Below are 15,030 nucleotides of genomic sequence, written 5' to 3' on the forward strand. Positions count from 1 at the left end.
CGAGGAGGTCCGTCGTGACCGCTCCCGCTCCTGCCCGCCCCCGCCCGCGCTCGGCCGCGCTGGATCGGTACGCCGCCCACCGGCTGGCCGCCACCGAGTACGAGCGCATGCTCGCCGTCCTCCGCGACCTGGACCCCGACGACTGGAGCCGGGCCACGGACTGTCCCGGATGGGACGTGCGGGCGATGGCCGCGCACGTGCTGGGGATGGCGCGGCTGGCCGCCTCGGTCCGGGAGATGGCCCGGCAGAACCGGCTCGCGGCGAAGGCCGGTGGAGGCATCGATGCGCTGACCGGCGTGCAGGTGCGTCAGCACGCCGACCTCGACGGCGCGGCGATCGTCGCCGAGCTGGAGGCCACCGCGCCGCGGGCCCTGCGCGGCCGCCGCCGGATGTCCCGGATCGCGGGCCGGGCGACGCTGCCCGAGGAACAGGTCATGGGGAACATCCGGGAGCACTGGCGGATCGGCTTCCTGCTCGACGTCGTGCTGACCCGCGACGTCTGGATGCACCGCGTCGACGTGGCCCGTGCCACCGAACGCGGCCTGGAGCTCACGCCCGGGCACGACGGCGTGCTGGTCGCCGACGTCGTCGCCGAGTGGGCCCAGCGGCACGGCCGGCCCTACCGGCTGGTGCTCACGGGCCCGGCCGGCGGCGAGTGGTCGTCGGGCTCGGACGGCGAGCAGCTCGAGCTCGACGCGGTCGAGTTCTGCCGGGTGCTGTCGGGCCGGGGGAGCGGGCCGGGCCTCCTGGGTCAGCAGGTCCCGTTCTGAGACCGGCAGGGCCCCGCCGTCGCCACCCGGTGCGACGGTGCGGTCCGACCTCGGTTGCGCGCAATCCGATCGTCATGTGTGCAGCCGCTGGTCAACGGGGCAGTCCACTGCCATGACCGACACCGCGTCCCTCCGTGCCCTCGCCCTCGTCTGCAGCCTCAAGCCCTCGCCGGCGCCGTCCAGCAGCGACCTGATCGCCCGCCAGGTGCTCGCGCAGCTGGCCGAGCACGGGGTCACCGGCGAGGTCGTGCGCGTCGCCGACCACGACGTGAAGCCTGGCGTCGAGGTGGACATGGGCGAGGGCGACGGATGGCCGGCGATCCGCGAGAAGATGATGGCCGCCGACATCCTCGTCGTCTCCACCCCGACCTGGGTGGGCCACATGAGCAGCATCGCCCAGCGGGTGCTGGAGCGGCTGGACGGCGAGCTGTCGGAGACCGACGACTCGGGGCGTCCGCTGGTCGCCGGCAAGGTCGCCGTGGTCTCCGTCGTCGGCAACGAGGACGGCGCGCACAAGATCGTCGCCGACCTGTTCCAGGGGCTCGGCGACATCGGCTTCACCATCCCGTCCCAGGGCAGCACCTACTGGAACGACCAGGCGATGGGCGGCACGGACTACATGGCCCTCGACGAGACCCCCGAGGCGGTGGCGTCCACGACGGCGACCCTGGCGGCCAACGCCGCGCACCTGGCCCGGGCACTGCGGGCCACCCCGTACCCGGGCAGCTGACCGACCGTCAGGCCGCCAGCGACTCCGGCGCCGCGCCCTGCGCGGGCTCGGTTCGCCGGGTGGCCCGGCGGCGCAGCCGGACGCCGGCCACCGCGCCCAGGGCCAGGACGATCAGCACGGCGGCGTAGACCTCGGTGACCGTCTGCAGTCCGACCGTGCCCGTGGCCACGCCCGCGACGACCGCCGGGACGCTGAAGCTCAGGTAGCCGGCGACGAAGACGCTGGACAGCAGCCCGGCCCGCTCGGCGGGGGCCACCCCGGCGCTCGCCGTGGCGACCGCGCCCAGGAAGGCCAGGCCGAAGCCGAGCCCTGAGACGATGGCGGACGCGAACAGGACGGTGACCTGCCCCGAGAGCACCGCCGCGGTCGTGCCGGTGACGCCGACGGCGAACACCGAGGCGCCGGCGACCATGGCGTGCTCGGGGAGGAGGTTGCGACCGAGGACCGCGCCGGCCGCCGCCGTCCCCTGCATGGCCAGGACCAGCAGGCTGCCGACCAGGTGGTCGTCGATGCCGAAGACGGTGGCGACCAGGGACGGCCCCAGCGAGAGGTAGAGCCCGCCGAGCGCCCAGACGGCGACGATCGCCGGCAGGGCGGTGAGGAACGCCGCTCGCTGGGCCCGGGGCACGCGGACGGCCGGGCGCAGCGAACGCAGGGCGCCCGGCGCGCGGGGCGACGTCTCGGGCAGCACCACTGCGGTGGCGGCTCCGAGCACGAGGACGGCGGTGAGCACGGCGAACACCCACCGGGTGGGTGAGGCCACGTACTCGACGACCAGCCCGGCACCCACGGCCCCCAGGGAGAGCCCGATGCCGGGCCCGGCGCTGTTCACCAGCGCTCCCAGCGGCCGGCGCGCGCGCTGGGTGTCCAGCAGCATCGCGCCCAGCGTGCCGGTGAGCGCGCCCCTGCAGGACGCGGGCGGCCAGCAGCCAGCCGACGCCGTCGGCGGCCAGGAAGACGACCATCGAGACGGCCTGGAGCAGCAGCCCTCCGACGAGCACCGGCCGGCGGCCCACGTGGTCGGAGAGGCCGCCGACGACCAGCAGGGCGGCGAGGAGGGCGAGGGCGTAGATGCCGAACACCGCCGTCAGCACCCCGGGCCCGAAGCCGAACTGCTCCTGGTAGACCCGGTACAGGGGGGTCGGGACGCCCGAAGCGGCGAGGACCAGCAGGAGCAGGGCCGCCGTGACCCAGAACGCCGGGGTCCTGCCAAGGGTCGGGGGAGCCACGATGGTGGCCAAGAGCAACGATCTCCCGGGCATTCCCGGCCGGCGGGTCGGCTCGCGCACCGGCGCGAGCTCCGCCCTCTCGCGTAGTCGCTCTCGGCCCCAACCGCGGTCGCTCCCCGAGCTCAGCGGCGGGACGCCGACCGCGGGGACGGCCTCACCGCCTGACGGCCGGGCCTCGGGGGCCCTTGTCGAACGACATCCACCTGCGGCGGCGTTCGACGCGGCTGTGCAACCCCGCCATGGCCGCGACCCGGCGGCGCTGGTCGTCCGTGGCGACGTGCTGGACGACGGCCACCTCGGCATCTCGCATCGCCTGCTCCGCGGCGACCTCGGCCGGCCCGGAGGGCATCTCGCTGGTGAGGTCGACGTCCTCGTCGTCCTCCGTGCGCGGCCGGGCGTACGGGCTGTCCGGCGGCAGGTGCCCGCTGATCCGGCCGTAGGCGCCGAGGGTCAGCAGGAGAAGCCCGACGACGACCGAGAAGACGACGTTCTCGAACTCGAACGCCAGCAGGTTGACGGAGGTGCGCAGCACCGCCAGGTTCACCAGGGCGGAGGCCAGGAACAGCAAGCCGATGACGATCATCACCGTCGACACGACTCGTGGGCTGCGCGCGGCGGCCGCCAGCAGCACGAGCGCCACGATGACCGAGATCGTCGACAGCAACCCGTTGGACGACAGGCCGAGGATGCGCTGGCCGTCGGTCGAGAAGTAGTCCAGGCCGCCGGCGAAGCCGAGGATGCCGAAGACGAGGAGGAACACCGCCACCAGCACGGCGCCGGCGCGTTGGACGATGAACACCCGCGCCCCGAGGTGTGGCTCGCCGGCCGGTGCGGAGCGTGGCGTCGTGCGGTTCCGGAGGTGCGGTCGCCGTGCCATGAGGACTCCCTGTGGGTGGGGCAGTGACCATTCTTCTCCTCCCGAGCCTGGTCGGATGCGCTACGGCCACGAATTCTGGAGGAACCCGACCGGCCGATGCGTGTCCCGGCATGGCGCAGCGGGACCTGCACTCGGAGTTCGTCCGCGCGGATGCCGGCGGCGTCGGTGACGTCGTCGTCGCCGAGGGACGACGGTGCGGGGGTGGTCCCGGTCGGTGCCGTCATCCCGGCGTCAGCGGGCGAGGGCTACCTCTGTGGCAGCCGGTGCGGACGGAACGGCGTCACCGCAGCGACCAGTGCCCGCGGCGGACGGAGGTGTCGGCCAGCTCGAACGTGGTCGCGTACGGCTGGAAGTCCACCCGCTCGTTCACCGCGTAGAGCACCCGCGGTGCGACGAGGAACAGCGCGAGCGCCTGGTCGGTCACGTACCGGTCCAACCGGTTGGCCGCCAGCACCTGCCACAGCTGGGACCGCCGGGACCGCAGGTGGTCGAAGAGCCGCTCGAACTTCGGGTCGACCGGCCCGGCGCGGAACTCGCCGGACCGGCCGACGAAGGCCCGGTGCAGCTCGAGCGGGGGCACGTCGGCGCTCTGCGAGCCCTGCTCGAGCAGCAGCACATCCCAGTCACGCGGCTCCTTGGCCGCCTGCCGGCGTCGCGCCTCCCGCTGCTCCTCGTCGCTGCGCAGGATGCGGACCTCGACGGCGAGACCCAGCACCGTGTGCCACTGGGCGGCGACCGCGTGGGCCACCGCTTCCCAGTCCGTCATGGCGGCCAGCCGCAGCGGCCGGCTCCCGCCGCCCGCCGCCTGCCACAGCCGAGCGGCCCGGGACGGGTCGTACGGGTACGGACGCAGCCGCCCGGGTGCCCGGTGCAGCGCGGTGAGCGGCGTCGGCGGGGTGAGACCGGCCAGCGGCCGGGCATGCCCGCCGAACAGGTCGCGCACCAGCGCGGACCGGTCGACGGCCAGGTTGAGTGCGCGCCGCGCGCGGACGTCGTCGAGGGGCAGGCCGTCGACGCCGCGGTCGATCGCCCCGGCCAGCGCGCGCACGGAGTCGACGGCCACCAGCCGGGCGTGCCGCGAACGGCGGACCCGCTCGGCCTCCCGGTGCGGGACCTCGGTGACGATGTCGACCTCCCCAACGGTGTCGCAGACGAGGTCCAGCGCCCGCCTGCGGTCGACGTCGTTGCGGAACTCGACCTCCCGGACCCGGGGCCCGCGCACCCGGTCCCAGTAGTGCGGGTTGGCGCGCAGCCGCACGGTGGGGGAGCGGTCCTCGGTCTGCAGCCAGGTCCGGTCCTCGCCGTCGGTGACGACCGGTTCGGTGGAGATGATCGAGCGGCCCTCGACGAGGGTGAACGGTCCGGAGGCCCACGGCCCCGGTGCGTCGATCACCTACCAATGACCCTCGCCGGTCTCGTCGCGGGCGTAGCCGAAACCGAGGTCGCGCCAGAACCGCTCGCTCATGACGTGCGTGGCCCGCAGCTTGCCCAGCACCAGCCCGTCGGGCTCGGGCAGGTGCAGCCGCACGGTGCGCTCGTCGACGACCTCCGCGCGGGTGCGCGGGTCGATGTTGAAGTGGGTGCCGGGCGGGTGCGGGGAGTGCCAACGGGTCTGCTCGGTGAACGACCGGTGCACGGAGCAGGCGTCGAGGGATGTGCCGTCGGCGAACCGCCCGCCCGGGCGCACGCGGATCTCCATGGTGCGGCTCCCGCGCCACCGGTAGGAGCTCATCGCCGCGGGGCGGACCTTGCCGCGCCGGGTGACCCGTACCGGTTCCTCCACGGTGTTGTAGGTGATGTAGAGCCAGTTGAGCGGGTTGGGGTCCACCACGCGCAGCGTTCCCCGGGGCTCCCGCCGAGCACTCCCGGCCAGCCGCTGGAGAAGCGTCATCGGTCCGTGCGCCCGGTGCTGGAGGGAGCCGCCGCGGCGGCTGCGCGGCGAACCAGATCCTCGTAGACCGACGGGTCGTCGGAGTCGACGACGGGGTAGCCGCCGTCCTCGTCGGCGTGCATGGTGATGCCGGGATTGTGGACAGCAGAGCCGTCGGCGAGGAAGAAGTGCGGGCTGCCCTGGACGTCGTCGCGGTGCACCCGGTAGTCGGCCATCATCGCGCCGCGCGCCCTCCCATCGTCGAGAGCCGCCGCGATGCCGTCGGCGTCCACCAGATCGCAGCCGCGGGCGACGTCGACCACCTCGTGCAGCATGCTGATGCACCTGCTGTCGCGGAAGAAGGCCAGCCGCAACGCCATGTCCAGCTGCTCGGCCGCAGCGAGGGACTGCTGTTTCGCGGCGTGCACCGCTTCGTCGGCCGGTAGGGCCGTCACCGGCCAGGCGTCGGGCTCCTGCTGCCACGGCGACATCCCCAGGCCCGGCTCCAGCTGCCCGACGACCGGGATCTCGGCGTCGAGCATCCGCTGCGGGATGGCGAAGCGGTTGACGTCCTCCAGGAAGAACAGGCGGAGATCCGCCCGCAGGTCGTCGTCCAGTCCCAGGCGGGAGCGCGCCGCGTAGAAGCGGTGCAGGGCCACGGTGGACCACGCGCAGACCACGTCGGTGTAGACGGTCACGGTCCCGGGGGCGACGTCGACAGGCATGGCCGCGTCACTACCCGGGACGCCGGCGGTCACGCGCGCGAGCAGGGTCCCCGGGTCCCGGATGCGTTTGCCGACCGCGACGATGGCACCGCGCGAGTCATGGACGCCGAGGTCATCCCCACGGTCGACGGCGAGCGGCACACCATGCGCGTAGACACCCGGACGACGCTGCTGGGTGCGCTGCGCGAGCGGCTGGGCAACGCCAGCCCCAAGAAGGGGTGTGACCACGGCCAGTGCGGGGCCTGCACCGTGCTGCTGGACGGCGAACGCGCCTTGACCTGCCTCGCGCTCGCGGTCGCCCACGACGGGGCCGAGATCACCACCGCCGACGGCCTGGCCACCGACGATGGTCTGCACCCGGCCGGCGTGCGGCGCCGTGAAGCCGTTCGCCTTCGCCTGGACCGGCGACGTCGCCGAGGCGGTGCGCGCCGTCGCTGGCGAGCCGGCGGCGGTGTTCCTCGGCGGCGGCACCAACCTCGTCGACCAACTGAAACCCGGCCGACCACGCCGTCCGAGGCGGAGGGGGCGCATGGCCGACGACACCGCCTGGGATGCGCGGCGACCGATTCCCGGTCAGACCGGCTGCGGTCCTTCCGGTGGTGGGGCCAAGGGGTCTGCGGGGCCGGGCTGCGGCACGGGCGCCGGCCCGGGAGGTGCGATGGGATCCGTCGGAGAGGGCGACGGCGACGGCGGCTGGGGAGGTGGGGGAGGCGCGGTCATGGTGCGACGGTAGCCCCGCTCGGGACTGCCGAGCGCCCGGGCGGCCGGTCATGCGGCGGCCGAGCGGCCCAGCGCCTCGCGCACCTCGTCGTCCGTGGTGGCGCGGAAGTCCTCGTATCCCTGACCGACCGCCGAGAAGGTCTCCGGGGCCCAGAGGCAGACGACGTCGTCGACCTCGGTCGTGAACCGCGCGCAAGCCTGCGGCGAGGCCACCGGCACGGCGATGGTGAGCCGGGCGGGCTGCTGCCGGCGGACCGCCGCGACAGCGGCGCGCATGGTGGAGCCGGTCGCCAGGCCGTCGTCCACCAGGATCACCGGACGCCCGGCCAGAGGTGAAGCCGGGCGACCCTGGCGGTAGGCCTCCTCCCTGCGGCGCAGCTCCACGATCTCCCGCTCGCGCGCTCGGTCGAAGGTCTCGTCGTCCATCTGCAGGTGCCCGACGACCCGCTCGTCGCGCACCGTCTCGACGTCCTGGTCCACGGCGGCGATGGCGCCCATGGCCAGCTCGGGCTGCCACGGCACGCCGACCTTCCGGACGACGACGACGTCGAGAGCTCCCCGCAGGGCGCGGGCCACCTCGGCGGCGATCACCACCCCGCCGCGCGGGAGGCCGAGCACGACGAGGCCCGGGGCGCTGTGCTCGGCCAGGCGCGCGGCCAGGGCGCGACCGGCCTCGGTGCGGTCGGTGAAGGGCGGGGACGACGGGGACACCGGTTTTCCTCCTGACGAGCACGGGGCTGTTCGACACGGTCGTTCCCCCGCCCCTACCCGGTCACCACCGGCCACACGTATCAGCACCCGAGTCGCTGCCGCGCGGTGTGACCGTCCCGTCGCAGGGCGGCTGCGTGGATCGTGGCGGTGCACAGGTATCGCCACCGGGAGAGGGGGTAAGGCCGCTGGCCACGACGGCGGCGAGAGCCATCGACAAGGAGGACCGGAGCGATGCCTGATGCCACCGCGCAGGTGCGGGAGCTTGCTCGGCCGTTGCGGAATCCCGGGGACCTCGATCCGCTGCTGGAACGGATCGGAGACGCGCGGGTGGTGCTGCTGGGGGAGGCTTCGCACGGCACGCACGAGTACTACGCGTGGCGGGCGGCGCTCACCCGCAGACTGGTCACCGAGCGGGGATTCTCCTTCGTCGGCGTGGAGGGGGACTGGCCCGACTGCTACCGGGTCAACTGCTCGGTGACGCTGGCCTCGGCCGCCGCGGATCCGCGCGAGGTGCTGCGTGGCTACGAGCGGTGGCCGACGTGGATGTGGGCCAACGAGGAGATCGCCGGCTTCACCCGCTGGCTGCGCGCCCACAACGCCCAGCAGCCGCCGGAGGAACGGGTCGGCTTCTACGGTCTCGACGTCTACAGCCTCTGGGACTCCCTCCGGGCGACCCTGGGCTACCTGCGGGAGCACGAGCCCGAGCACGTCGAGACCGCGCTGGCCGCTCTCCGCTGTTTCGAGCCGTACGCGGAGGATCCGCAGGCCTACGCCCGGGCCACCCGGCTGGTGCCGACGAGCTGCGAGGACGCCGTGGTCGGGATGCTCGGCGAAATCCGCGGCCGGGCCGCCTCCGACGGCGGACCGGACCGGGATGCGGCGTTCAACGCCGAGCAGAATGCCCGCGTCGCCGCCGGTGCCGAGGCCTACTACCGGGCGATGGTCCGCGGCGGGCCGGAGTCCTGGAACGTCCGCGACCACCACATGGCCGACACCCTCGACCGGCTCCTGACCCACCACGGCGACGGCGCCAAGGCCGTCGTCTGGGAGCACAACACGCACGTCGGCGACGCGCGGTACACCGACATGGCGGACACCGGGACGGTCAACGTCGGACAGCTGGCCCGCGAGCGGTACGGCGAGGACGACGTCGTCATCGTGGGCTTCGGCAGCCACCACGGCAGTGTCATCGCCGGGGACAGCTGGGGAGCGCCGATGCAGCGGATGCCGCTGCCGCCGGCCCGCCGCGGCAGCACCGAGGCGCTGTTGCACGACGCGGTGGTCGACGCCAGCGCGTTGTTCGTCTTCCCGCGCGAGCTTCCCAGATGGCTGGGGGACGAACGGGCGCACCGCGCCGTCGGAGTCGTCTACCACCCCGGTGCCGAACGGTGGGGCAACTACGTGCCCACGGTCCTCGGCCGCCGCTACGACGCGTTCTGCTGGTTCGACGAATCCCGCGCCCTGACCCCACTGCACGACGTCCACCCATCAGGAGCGGAGATGGAGACCTATCCCGATGCCGACTGAGCGAGCGGCTGCGCCCGTCCGTCGAACCGTCGAGGTGCCCTCGTCCGAGGCGGCACTCGCCGGCGATCTCGTCGTCCCGAGGGCGGCCCGCGGGGTGGTCCTGTTCGCCCACGGAAGCGGCAGCAGCCGGCACAGCCCCCGAAACCAGCAGGTGGCCGCAGCGCTGCACGACGCCGGCTTCGGCACGCTGCTCCTGGACCTGCTGACCGAGGCCGAGGAGCAGGTCGACGCCCGTACCCGGGAGCTGCGGTTCGACATCGGGCTGCTGGCCGGGCGGCTGACCGACGCTGCCGACTGGCTCGGCCGGGCGGAGGAGACCGCGGGGCTGTCACTGGCCACCTTCGGCGCGAGCACCGGCGCGGCCGCCGCGCTCATCACCGCCGCCGACCGTCCGGGCCGGGTCGCCGCGGTCATCTCCCGCGGGGGCCGCCCCGACCTGTCCGGCGACGCACTGGGCCGCGTCCGGGCTCCGACCCTGCTCGTCGTCGGGGGTGCCGACGCCCAGGTCCTGGACCTGAACCGGGAGGCCGCCGCCCGGCTCACCGCGGAGCACGACATCGCAGTGGTCCCCGGTGCGACCCATCTGTTTCCCGAGCCGGGAGCGCTCGAGCAGGTCATCCACCGGACCGTCGACTGGCTCGGCCGGTGGCTGCCATCCGCTACCGCCGACGTCAGACCTTGCGGCGCTCCTCGCCCGTGACCCGGTCCTCCTGCGGGTCCCGGACGGCCTGGCCGACGCCCTGGGCCGCCTCGGCCCGGGCCTGCGCGCCCGGCTCCTGCCCCGGTGACGGATCCAGCCGCAGCGACCTGATCACTTCGTCGTCGTTGCCGTAGTCGACCGGCGGGATCGCCCGGATCGCCCGCAGCACCTCCTCGGGGGCACCCCGGCTCGACGCGGCTGCCAGGAGCGCGTCCTTGTCCGCCGGGTAGTCCACGTCGGTCAGGTGTCCCATGACCTCGTCCGCCGTCACCGCTTCGGCCACGCTGCTGCCCTCCCGATACGCCCGGCCGCGCGTGGTCCCGCGCGACTGCGCAGGGCTACCCGTTGGGCCGGCGAGGTAACGCAGAACGGCGGACGGACCGCCGTCGGCGTCACCTCGCCGGCCGGGTCGGGCGTCAGGAGGGGCCGAGCACCACCTTCGTCCAGCCGCTCTGCCGCTGGTCGAAGGTCTCGTAGGCGTCGAGCACCGTGGGCAGGTCCTCGACCTGCGTGAGCACCGTCGAGGGGTCGATGGCACCGGTGCGGACCAGGTCGAGCAGGTCCGGGATGTACCGGCGGTGGTTGCAGTTCCCCATCTTCACGGTGAGGTTCTTGTTCATCGCCGCACCGGTCGGGAAACTCGTCATCTGCGGCGGGTAGACGCCGATGATCCCGATGCTGCCGGCCTTGGCCACCGCCTCGACCGCCCACTGCAGGGACTGGCTGGGCGCGTCCCCCGCCACGTACGTCCCGTCGTGCGGGTTCTGCTCGGGCGCCACCTGGGAGCGCTCCTGGTCGAACTGCCCGGCCTGCTGCTCGGCGGCCTCGGCCGCGGGTCCACGCTTCGGCCGCTGGGCGTCCACGCCGACGGCGTCGATCACCCGGTCGACACCGATGCCCCCGGTCAGTTCCTCGACGACGGCGACCGGGTCCTCGGCGTTGAAGTCGATCGCCTCGGCTCCGCGGGCGCGGGCCTGGTCCAGCCGTGACCGGATGCCGTCGACGACCAGCACCCGGCCGGCGCCCTGCTGGAAGGCGCTGGTGACCGCGAACTGCCCGACCGGGCCGGCGCCGAGCACCAGCACGGTGTCGCCCTGCGTGACCTCGGCCAGGCGGGCGCCGAACCAGGCGGTCGGATAGATGTCCGACAGCATGATCGCCGCGTCGTCGCTGACCTCCTCGGGCAGCCAGACCGGGCCCACGTGCGCGAACGGGATCCGGGCGTACTGGGCCTGCAACCCGTCGACCGGTCCGGTCGTCTCCGGCCCGCCGAAGAAGCAGGTGCCCGCTGCGGCGCCGTTGGGGTTGGCGTTGTCGCACTGCGCGTAGTAGCCGGCCCGGCAGTAGGAGCAGGTGCCGCAGCCGATGGTCGATGGGATGACGACCCGGTCGCCCGGGCGCAGGTTGCGCACCCCCGGCCCCGTCTCCCGGACCACGCCGACCGCCTCGTGGCCGAGGATCGTGCCCTCGACCATGCCGGCCATCGTGCCGCGCACGAAGTGCAGGTCGGTGCCGCAGATGGCGGTCGCGGTGATCTCCACGATCGCGTCGGTCGGGTCCTGGATCGTCGGATCGGGGACGTCGTCGAGCCTGATGTCCCCGACGCCGTGCCACACAACTGCCTTCACGTGTCCTCCTCGCGCTCTGGGTCGACGCTGCGCTTCGCGCCGCCGACCTCGTCCCGGTCGTTCGCGTCGCCGCCGCCCTACCCGTTGCTCCGGCGGTCACCCGCGATGGGGCCGTCCGATTCGCCGGCGGCGATGCCGAGCTCAGCTCTTGTTGCCCGGCTCGTTCCGCCGTGCCTCGAACGTCTTGTGCCCGTTGGGGCAGGGCGGGATCTCGTCCCCCTGCGTCACGTGCACCTTCTCGCTGCACGAGGCGCAGTAGAAGTCCCCGGTCTTCTGCGCCTTCTCGCCGGCGTGCGCAGCCATGGCCGTTCCTCTCGGGTCGGGGTGTGGTCGAGGCCGGTGTGCCCAGCCGGGGCCCGGTCACACGCGAGGGCCCGCGGTCAGCCGGGCCGCGGCCGTCCGGCAGAACCGCTCCTCCAGCTCCACCCCGATCGAGCGGCGGCCGGTCCGGCGGGCGGCGAGGAGGGTCGCCCCCACGCCGGCGAACGGATCCAGCACCACGCCGCCCGGTGGGCAGGCGAGGTGCACCAGGGCCGCCATCACGGCAAGGGGCTTCGGTACCGGGTGACCCCAGCGGCGACGGGTCTCCGGGGTCCGCGCCAGCACCCGGCGGGCGGTGTCCAACCGGCGGCCGGGGACCTCCCACGAAGCCTGTGCGGCCACCACCACGGTCTCCGGGCTGCCCGGCTCCCGATGCCAGGACAGCCAGGCGGCGGCGTGCAGACCGGTGCCGTCCAGCAGTCGGGGGACCCGTGCGGCATTGTGCGTGCCGATGCAGGCGACGACGGGGCCGCGGCTGATCCGCGCGCACTCGCACAGGATCGCCCGCAGCCAGCGCTCGTACTCCTCGTCGGCCAGCCGATCTCCGTGCCGGCCGTAGGCACGGCCGAGGTTCCAGGGCGGGTCGGTGACGACGGCGTCGACGCACCCGTCCGGTAGCCCGGGCAGCAGGTGGGCGGCGTCGGCGCGCACCACCATGCTCGCGGGCGAGCTCAGCCCGCCGCCCGAACGGCGTAGGCCAGGTCCGCGGCCTGCCGGCCGACGCGGACGTCGTGGACCCGTACGACGGAGCCGCTCCGCATCGCGCCCAGCGCGCACGCCGCCGCGGTCGCGACGTCCAGCGGGGCGTCGTCGAGCCCCAGGGCACGCCGCAGGAAGATCTTGTTGGAGACCGCGACGAGCACCGGCAGGCCGAGCGCGGCGACGTCGTCGAGTCGGGCCAGCAGCCGCAGCGACTGCTGCCAGGACTTGCCGAGGTCGATCCCGGGATCGAGGACGATGCGCTCTCGGTCGATGCCGGCCGCCTCGGCGGCCCCGGTCAGCGCCGTCAGGCGGGTGCAGACCTCCCCGATCAGGTCGGTGTAGACCGGCTCCGGGTCGGGGACGCCGGGCGGCCGGCGGATGTGCGTCGCGATGACCGCAGCCCCGGCCGCGGCCGCCGCTGAGAGGTAGCCCGGATCGAGGAAACCGCTCATGTCGTTGCCCAGCACCGCACCCTCGGCGAAGGCGGCCGCGGCCACGGCCGCCCGGGTGGTGTCCACGGCCAGGGGGAGGTCGAACCGGGACCGGAGCTCGGCGATCGTCCCGGCGGCGAGGTGGCACTCCTCGTCCGGGGAGACCTCGGCGACGCCGACGCCTCCCGGGCGGGCCCCGACCTCGAGGACGTCGGCGCCGTCGCCGACGAGCTGCTCGGCCCGGGTCAGCAGCCGGTCGAGCTCGAAGTACTCGCCGTGGTCGGAGAAGGAGTCACGGGTCCGGTTGAGGATCCCGACGACCACCGGCCGGTCGGAGAGGTCGAACCGTCGCGTGCCCAGCTGCAGATGCATGCCCCCGGCCTACCGGACGCACGGCTGCCGCGCCCGTCGAGAACGCAGCAGGTCAGACGCCCGGCTGGTCGGCCTCCAGCAGGTGCTGGGACTCCACGGCCGACGTGGCGAGGGTCTTGTAGCCCTCCTGGTCGAAGAGGACGGTGAGCCGGTCCGGCTCGACGGACATCACCACCCCGTGGCCCCACTCGCGGTGGCGCACGGCGCTGTTCACCGGGAACGGGGCGTCGGCGGCCAGGTGGTCCTGCGCGGTGCCGGCCTCGCAGGTGTCGCAGTTGCCGCAGGGGTGCGGGAGCTGCTCGCCGAAGTAGCCGAGCAGGAACTGCCGCCGGCAGCCGGTGCTCTCGGCGTAGCCGCGGACCATCTCGATGCGCGAGCGGATGAGCCGCTGATGGGTCTCCGAGACCTCGACGGCCCGATGGACCGCCTCGTCGGGTGAGAGCTCGTCGTCCAGGTACTCGAGGCGGCCGTCCTCGGTCGTGCCCACCGCCCCGGCCTGCTCCAGCAGGTTCACCGCGCGGGTGCGCTTGGCCGCGGGGGCCTCGACGTCGTCGGCGAGGTCGGCCGCCCGCACCGGTGCCGCGCGTTCGTCCAGCGCCTCGGCGACGTCCTCCAGCGCGTCCTCCGGGGCGCGGCTTGCGGTGAGGAACGTCTGCAGGTGCAGGTCCTCGGGCCGGTGGAACAGGTAGGCCTCGGCCGGGTCGCCGTCCCGGCCGGCGCGGCCGATCTGCTGGTAGTACGAGTCCAGCGACTCCGGCGCCGAGGCGTGGACGACGAACCGGACGTCGGGCTTGTCGATCCCCATGCCGAACGCCGAGGTGGCGACGACGACGTCCAGCTCGTCGCCGAGGAACTGCTCGTGCACCCGCTTCCGGTCGGCCGCCTTCATCCCGGCGTGGTAGGCGGCGACCCGGTGCCCCAGCTGCTCCAGCTCGCCGGCGTAGTACTCGGCGTCCTTGCGGCTCGCGACGTACACCAGACCGCCCCGGGTGGCCGGATCGGCCATCAGCCCGCTCACCCGCACCACGACCGCGGACCGCTTGCGGCCGTCGTCGCTCTCCCGCTCCACGGCCAGGCGCAGGTTGGGCCGGTCGAAGCTCGCCACGACCTCGGCGGCGTCGCGCAGCCCCAGCCGCTGCACGATGTCCCGGCGCACCGGCAGCGCCGCCGTAGCGGTCAGCGCCAGCACCGGTGGATGCCCGAGCCGCTCGATCGCCGTGCCGAGCCGAAGGTAGTCGGGGCGGAAGTCGTGCCCCCAGGCGGAGACGCAGTGGGCCTCGTCGACGACGAAGAGGCCCACGCCGAGTGCGGCCAGCTCGTCGAGCACCTCGTCCTTGGCCAGCTGCTCGGGGGAGAGGAACAGGTACTCGGCGTCGCCCTCGCGCACGGCGTCCCAGGCGTGCCGGGTCTCCCCGGCCCGCTGCGCCGAGTTGACCGCCACCGCCTCGGGGGCGCTGGAGTCCTCGATGCCCTCCATCTGGTCGCGCTGCAACGCCAGCAGCGGTGACACCACCAGTGTCGGGCCGTCGATCAGCAGCGCGGGCACCTGGTAGATCGCCGATTTCCCGGCGCCGGTGGGCAGGACGGCGAGGGCGTCCCGCCCGGCCATCATCTGCTCCATCGCCTCCAGCTGCTCGGGGTGGAGCTCCGCCCACCCGAACGTCTCCGCGGCGACCTGCTGCAACGCCTTCGACCACTCCGACACCGTCGGCGGCTA

16 protein-coding genes and 2 pseudogenes are annotated in these 15,030 nt (G+C 74.0%); 5 read left to right on the forward strand and 13 right to left on the reverse strand.

Features of this window, described 5'->3' with window-relative positions:
* The first annotated feature begins 14 nt into the window (after positions 1–14).
* Both QOZ86_RS10060 and QOZ86_RS10065 read left to right on the forward strand, forming a co-directional pair.
* Complete coding sequence (locus QOZ86_RS10060; RefSeq protein WP_284491827.1) at positions 15–770, forward strand: maleylpyruvate isomerase family mycothiol-dependent enzyme; 756 nt, start codon at positions 15–17, stop codon at positions 768–770.
* Between the two features lie 112 nt (positions 771–882).
* A complete protein-coding gene (locus tag QOZ86_RS10065) occupies positions 883–1,500 on the forward strand; it encodes a flavodoxin family protein (protein WP_284491828.1) in 618 nt (205 codons plus the stop codon).
* A gap of 7 nt (positions 1,501–1,507) precedes the next feature.
* Here QOZ86_RS10065 and QOZ86_RS10070 read toward each other — a convergent pair whose 3' ends face one another.
* From QOZ86_RS10070 to QOZ86_RS10095, 6 genes and pseudogenes are all read right to left on the reverse strand, one after another.
* Positions 1,508–2,377: an acyl-[ACP]--phospholipid O-acyltransferase gene (locus QOZ86_RS10070; protein WP_284491829.1), complete on the reverse strand. Its 870-nt coding sequence runs from the start codon at positions 2,375–2,377 to the stop codon at positions 1,508–1,510.
* Positions 2,378–2,462: 85 nt separating this feature from the next.
* Positions 2,463–2,762 (reverse strand): annotated as a pseudogene (locus QOZ86_RS10075) (MFS transporter); the annotation flags it as partial.
* 121 nt (positions 2,763–2,883) lie between these two features.
* Positions 2,884–3,606, reverse strand: coding sequence for a DUF4383 domain-containing protein (locus tag QOZ86_RS10080; RefSeq protein ID WP_284491830.1), 723 nt, complete (start codon positions 3,604–3,606; stop codon positions 2,884–2,886).
* 280 nt (positions 3,607–3,886) lie between these two features.
* On the reverse strand, positions 3,887–4,999 hold the full coding sequence (locus tag QOZ86_RS10085; RefSeq protein ID WP_284491831.1) for an ABC transporter substrate-binding protein: 1,113 nt from the start codon (positions 4,997–4,999) through the stop codon (positions 3,887–3,889).
* Positions 5,000–5,497 carry a periplasmic substrate-binding domain-containing protein gene (locus QOZ86_RS10090; RefSeq protein WP_284491832.1) on the reverse strand — a complete coding sequence of 166 codons (498 nt, stop codon included), beginning with the start codon at positions 5,495–5,497 and terminating at the stop codon, positions 5,000–5,002.
* Complete coding sequence (locus tag QOZ86_RS10095; RefSeq protein ID WP_284491833.1) at positions 5,494–6,201, reverse strand: DsbA family oxidoreductase; 708 nt, start codon at positions 6,199–6,201, stop codon at positions 5,494–5,496. Before QOZ86_RS10095 ends, QOZ86_RS10090 begins: the two co-directional genes overlap by 4 nt.
* A gap of 144 nt (positions 6,202–6,345) precedes the next feature.
* Between QOZ86_RS10095 and QOZ86_RS10100 the strand changes: the two are divergent.
* Positions 6,346–6,423, forward strand: a pseudogene (locus tag QOZ86_RS10100) ((2Fe-2S)-binding protein); the annotation flags it as partial.
* A gap of 546 nt (positions 6,424–6,969) precedes the next feature.
* Here the strand turns inward: QOZ86_RS10100 and QOZ86_RS10105 are convergent.
* Positions 6,970–7,632 carry a phosphoribosyltransferase gene (locus QOZ86_RS10105; RefSeq protein WP_284491834.1) on the reverse strand — a complete coding sequence of 221 codons (663 nt, stop codon included), beginning with the start codon at positions 7,630–7,632 and terminating at the stop codon, positions 6,970–6,972.
* A 231-nt stretch (positions 7,633–7,863) separates the two neighbouring features.
* Between QOZ86_RS10105 and QOZ86_RS10110 the strand changes: the two genes are divergently transcribed.
* Positions 7,864–9,159: an erythromycin esterase family protein gene (locus QOZ86_RS10110; protein ID WP_284491835.1), complete on the forward strand. Its 1,296-nt coding sequence runs from the start codon at positions 7,864–7,866 to the stop codon at positions 9,157–9,159.
* Positions 9,149–9,859 carry a dienelactone hydrolase family protein gene (locus QOZ86_RS10115; RefSeq protein ID WP_284491836.1) on the forward strand — a complete coding sequence of 237 codons (711 nt, stop codon included), beginning with the start codon at positions 9,149–9,151 and terminating at the stop codon, positions 9,857–9,859. The genes QOZ86_RS10110 and QOZ86_RS10115 overlap by 11 nt, the downstream gene beginning before the upstream one ends.
* Here the strand turns inward: QOZ86_RS10115 and QOZ86_RS10120 are convergent.
* The 6 genes from QOZ86_RS10120 to QOZ86_RS10145 form a co-directional block, all read right to left on the reverse strand.
* Positions 9,831–10,142: a DUF2795 domain-containing protein gene (locus QOZ86_RS10120; protein WP_284491837.1), complete on the reverse strand. Its 312-nt coding sequence runs from the start codon at positions 10,140–10,142 to the stop codon at positions 9,831–9,833. The two genes, QOZ86_RS10115 and QOZ86_RS10120, sit on opposite strands and share 29 nt — an antisense overlap.
* Positions 10,143–10,275: 133 nt before the next feature.
* Entirely contained in the window at positions 10,276–11,487 is a 1,212-nt protein-coding gene (locus QOZ86_RS10125; RefSeq protein WP_284491838.1) for a zinc-dependent alcohol dehydrogenase, read from the reverse strand.
* A gap of 141 nt (positions 11,488–11,628) precedes the next feature.
* Complete coding sequence (locus QOZ86_RS10130) at positions 11,629–11,790, reverse strand: zinc ribbon-containing protein (RefSeq protein WP_014376651.1); 162 nt, start codon at positions 11,788–11,790, stop codon at positions 11,629–11,631.
* Between the two features lie 57 nt (positions 11,791–11,847).
* Positions 11,848–12,465 carry a DNA-methyltransferase gene (locus tag QOZ86_RS10135; RefSeq protein ID WP_284491839.1) on the reverse strand — a complete coding sequence of 206 codons (618 nt, stop codon included), beginning with the start codon at positions 12,463–12,465 and terminating at the stop codon, positions 11,848–11,850.
* Between the two features lie 14 nt (positions 12,466–12,479).
* Entirely contained in the window at positions 12,480–13,313 is an 834-nt protein-coding gene (gene folP / locus QOZ86_RS10140) for a dihydropteroate synthase (RefSeq protein WP_284491840.1), read from the reverse strand.
* 52 nt (positions 13,314–13,365) lie between these two features.
* Positions 13,366–15,018: a RecQ family ATP-dependent DNA helicase gene (locus QOZ86_RS10145; protein ID WP_284491841.1), complete on the reverse strand. Its 1,653-nt coding sequence runs from the start codon at positions 15,016–15,018 to the stop codon at positions 13,366–13,368.
* Positions 15,019–15,030: the final 12 nt, after the last annotated feature.

The sequence above is a fragment of the Blastococcus capsensis genome (genome assembly GCF_030165005.1).
Taxonomy (GTDB): Bacteria; Actinomycetota; Actinomycetes; order Mycobacteriales; family Geodermatophilaceae; genus Blastococcus; species Blastococcus capsensis.

Bases quoted from the DNA above. Each gene is read 5' to 3' on its own strand.
- QOZ86_RS10065 (WP_284491828.1), top strand. From the start codon at position 883: ATGACCGACACCGCGTCCCTCCGTGCCCTCGCCCTCGTCTGCAGCCTC.
- QOZ86_RS10070 (WP_284491829.1), bottom strand. From the start codon at position 2,377: ATGCTGCTGGACACCCAGCGCGCGCGCCGGCCGCTGGGAGCGCTGGTG.
- QOZ86_RS10080 (WP_284491830.1), bottom strand. From the start codon at position 3,606: ATGGCACGGCGACCGCACCTCCGGAACCGCACGACGCCACGCTCCGCA.
- QOZ86_RS10090 (WP_284491832.1), bottom strand. From the start codon at position 5,497: ATGACGCTTCTCCAGCGGCTGGCCGGGAGTGCTCGGCGGGAGCCCCGG.
- QOZ86_RS10095 (WP_284491833.1), bottom strand. From the start codon at position 6,201: ATGCCTGTCGACGTCGCCCCCGGGACCGTGACCGTCTACACCGACGTG.
- QOZ86_RS10110 (WP_284491835.1), top strand. From the start codon at position 7,864: ATGCCTGATGCCACCGCGCAGGTGCGGGAGCTTGCTCGGCCGTTGCGG.
- QOZ86_RS10115 (WP_284491836.1), top strand. From the start codon at position 9,149: ATGCCGACTGAGCGAGCGGCTGCGCCCGTCCGTCGAACCGTCGAGGTG.
- QOZ86_RS10130 (WP_014376651.1), bottom strand. From the start codon at position 11,790: ATGGCTGCGCACGCCGGCGAGAAGGCGCAGAAGACCGGGGACTTCTAC.
- QOZ86_RS10135 (WP_284491839.1), bottom strand. From the start codon at position 12,465: ATGGTGGTGCGCGCCGACGCCGCCCACCTGCTGCCCGGGCTACCGGAC.
- folP (WP_284491840.1), bottom strand. From the start codon at position 13,313: ATGCATCTGCAGCTGGGCACGCGACGGTTCGACCTCTCCGACCGGCCG.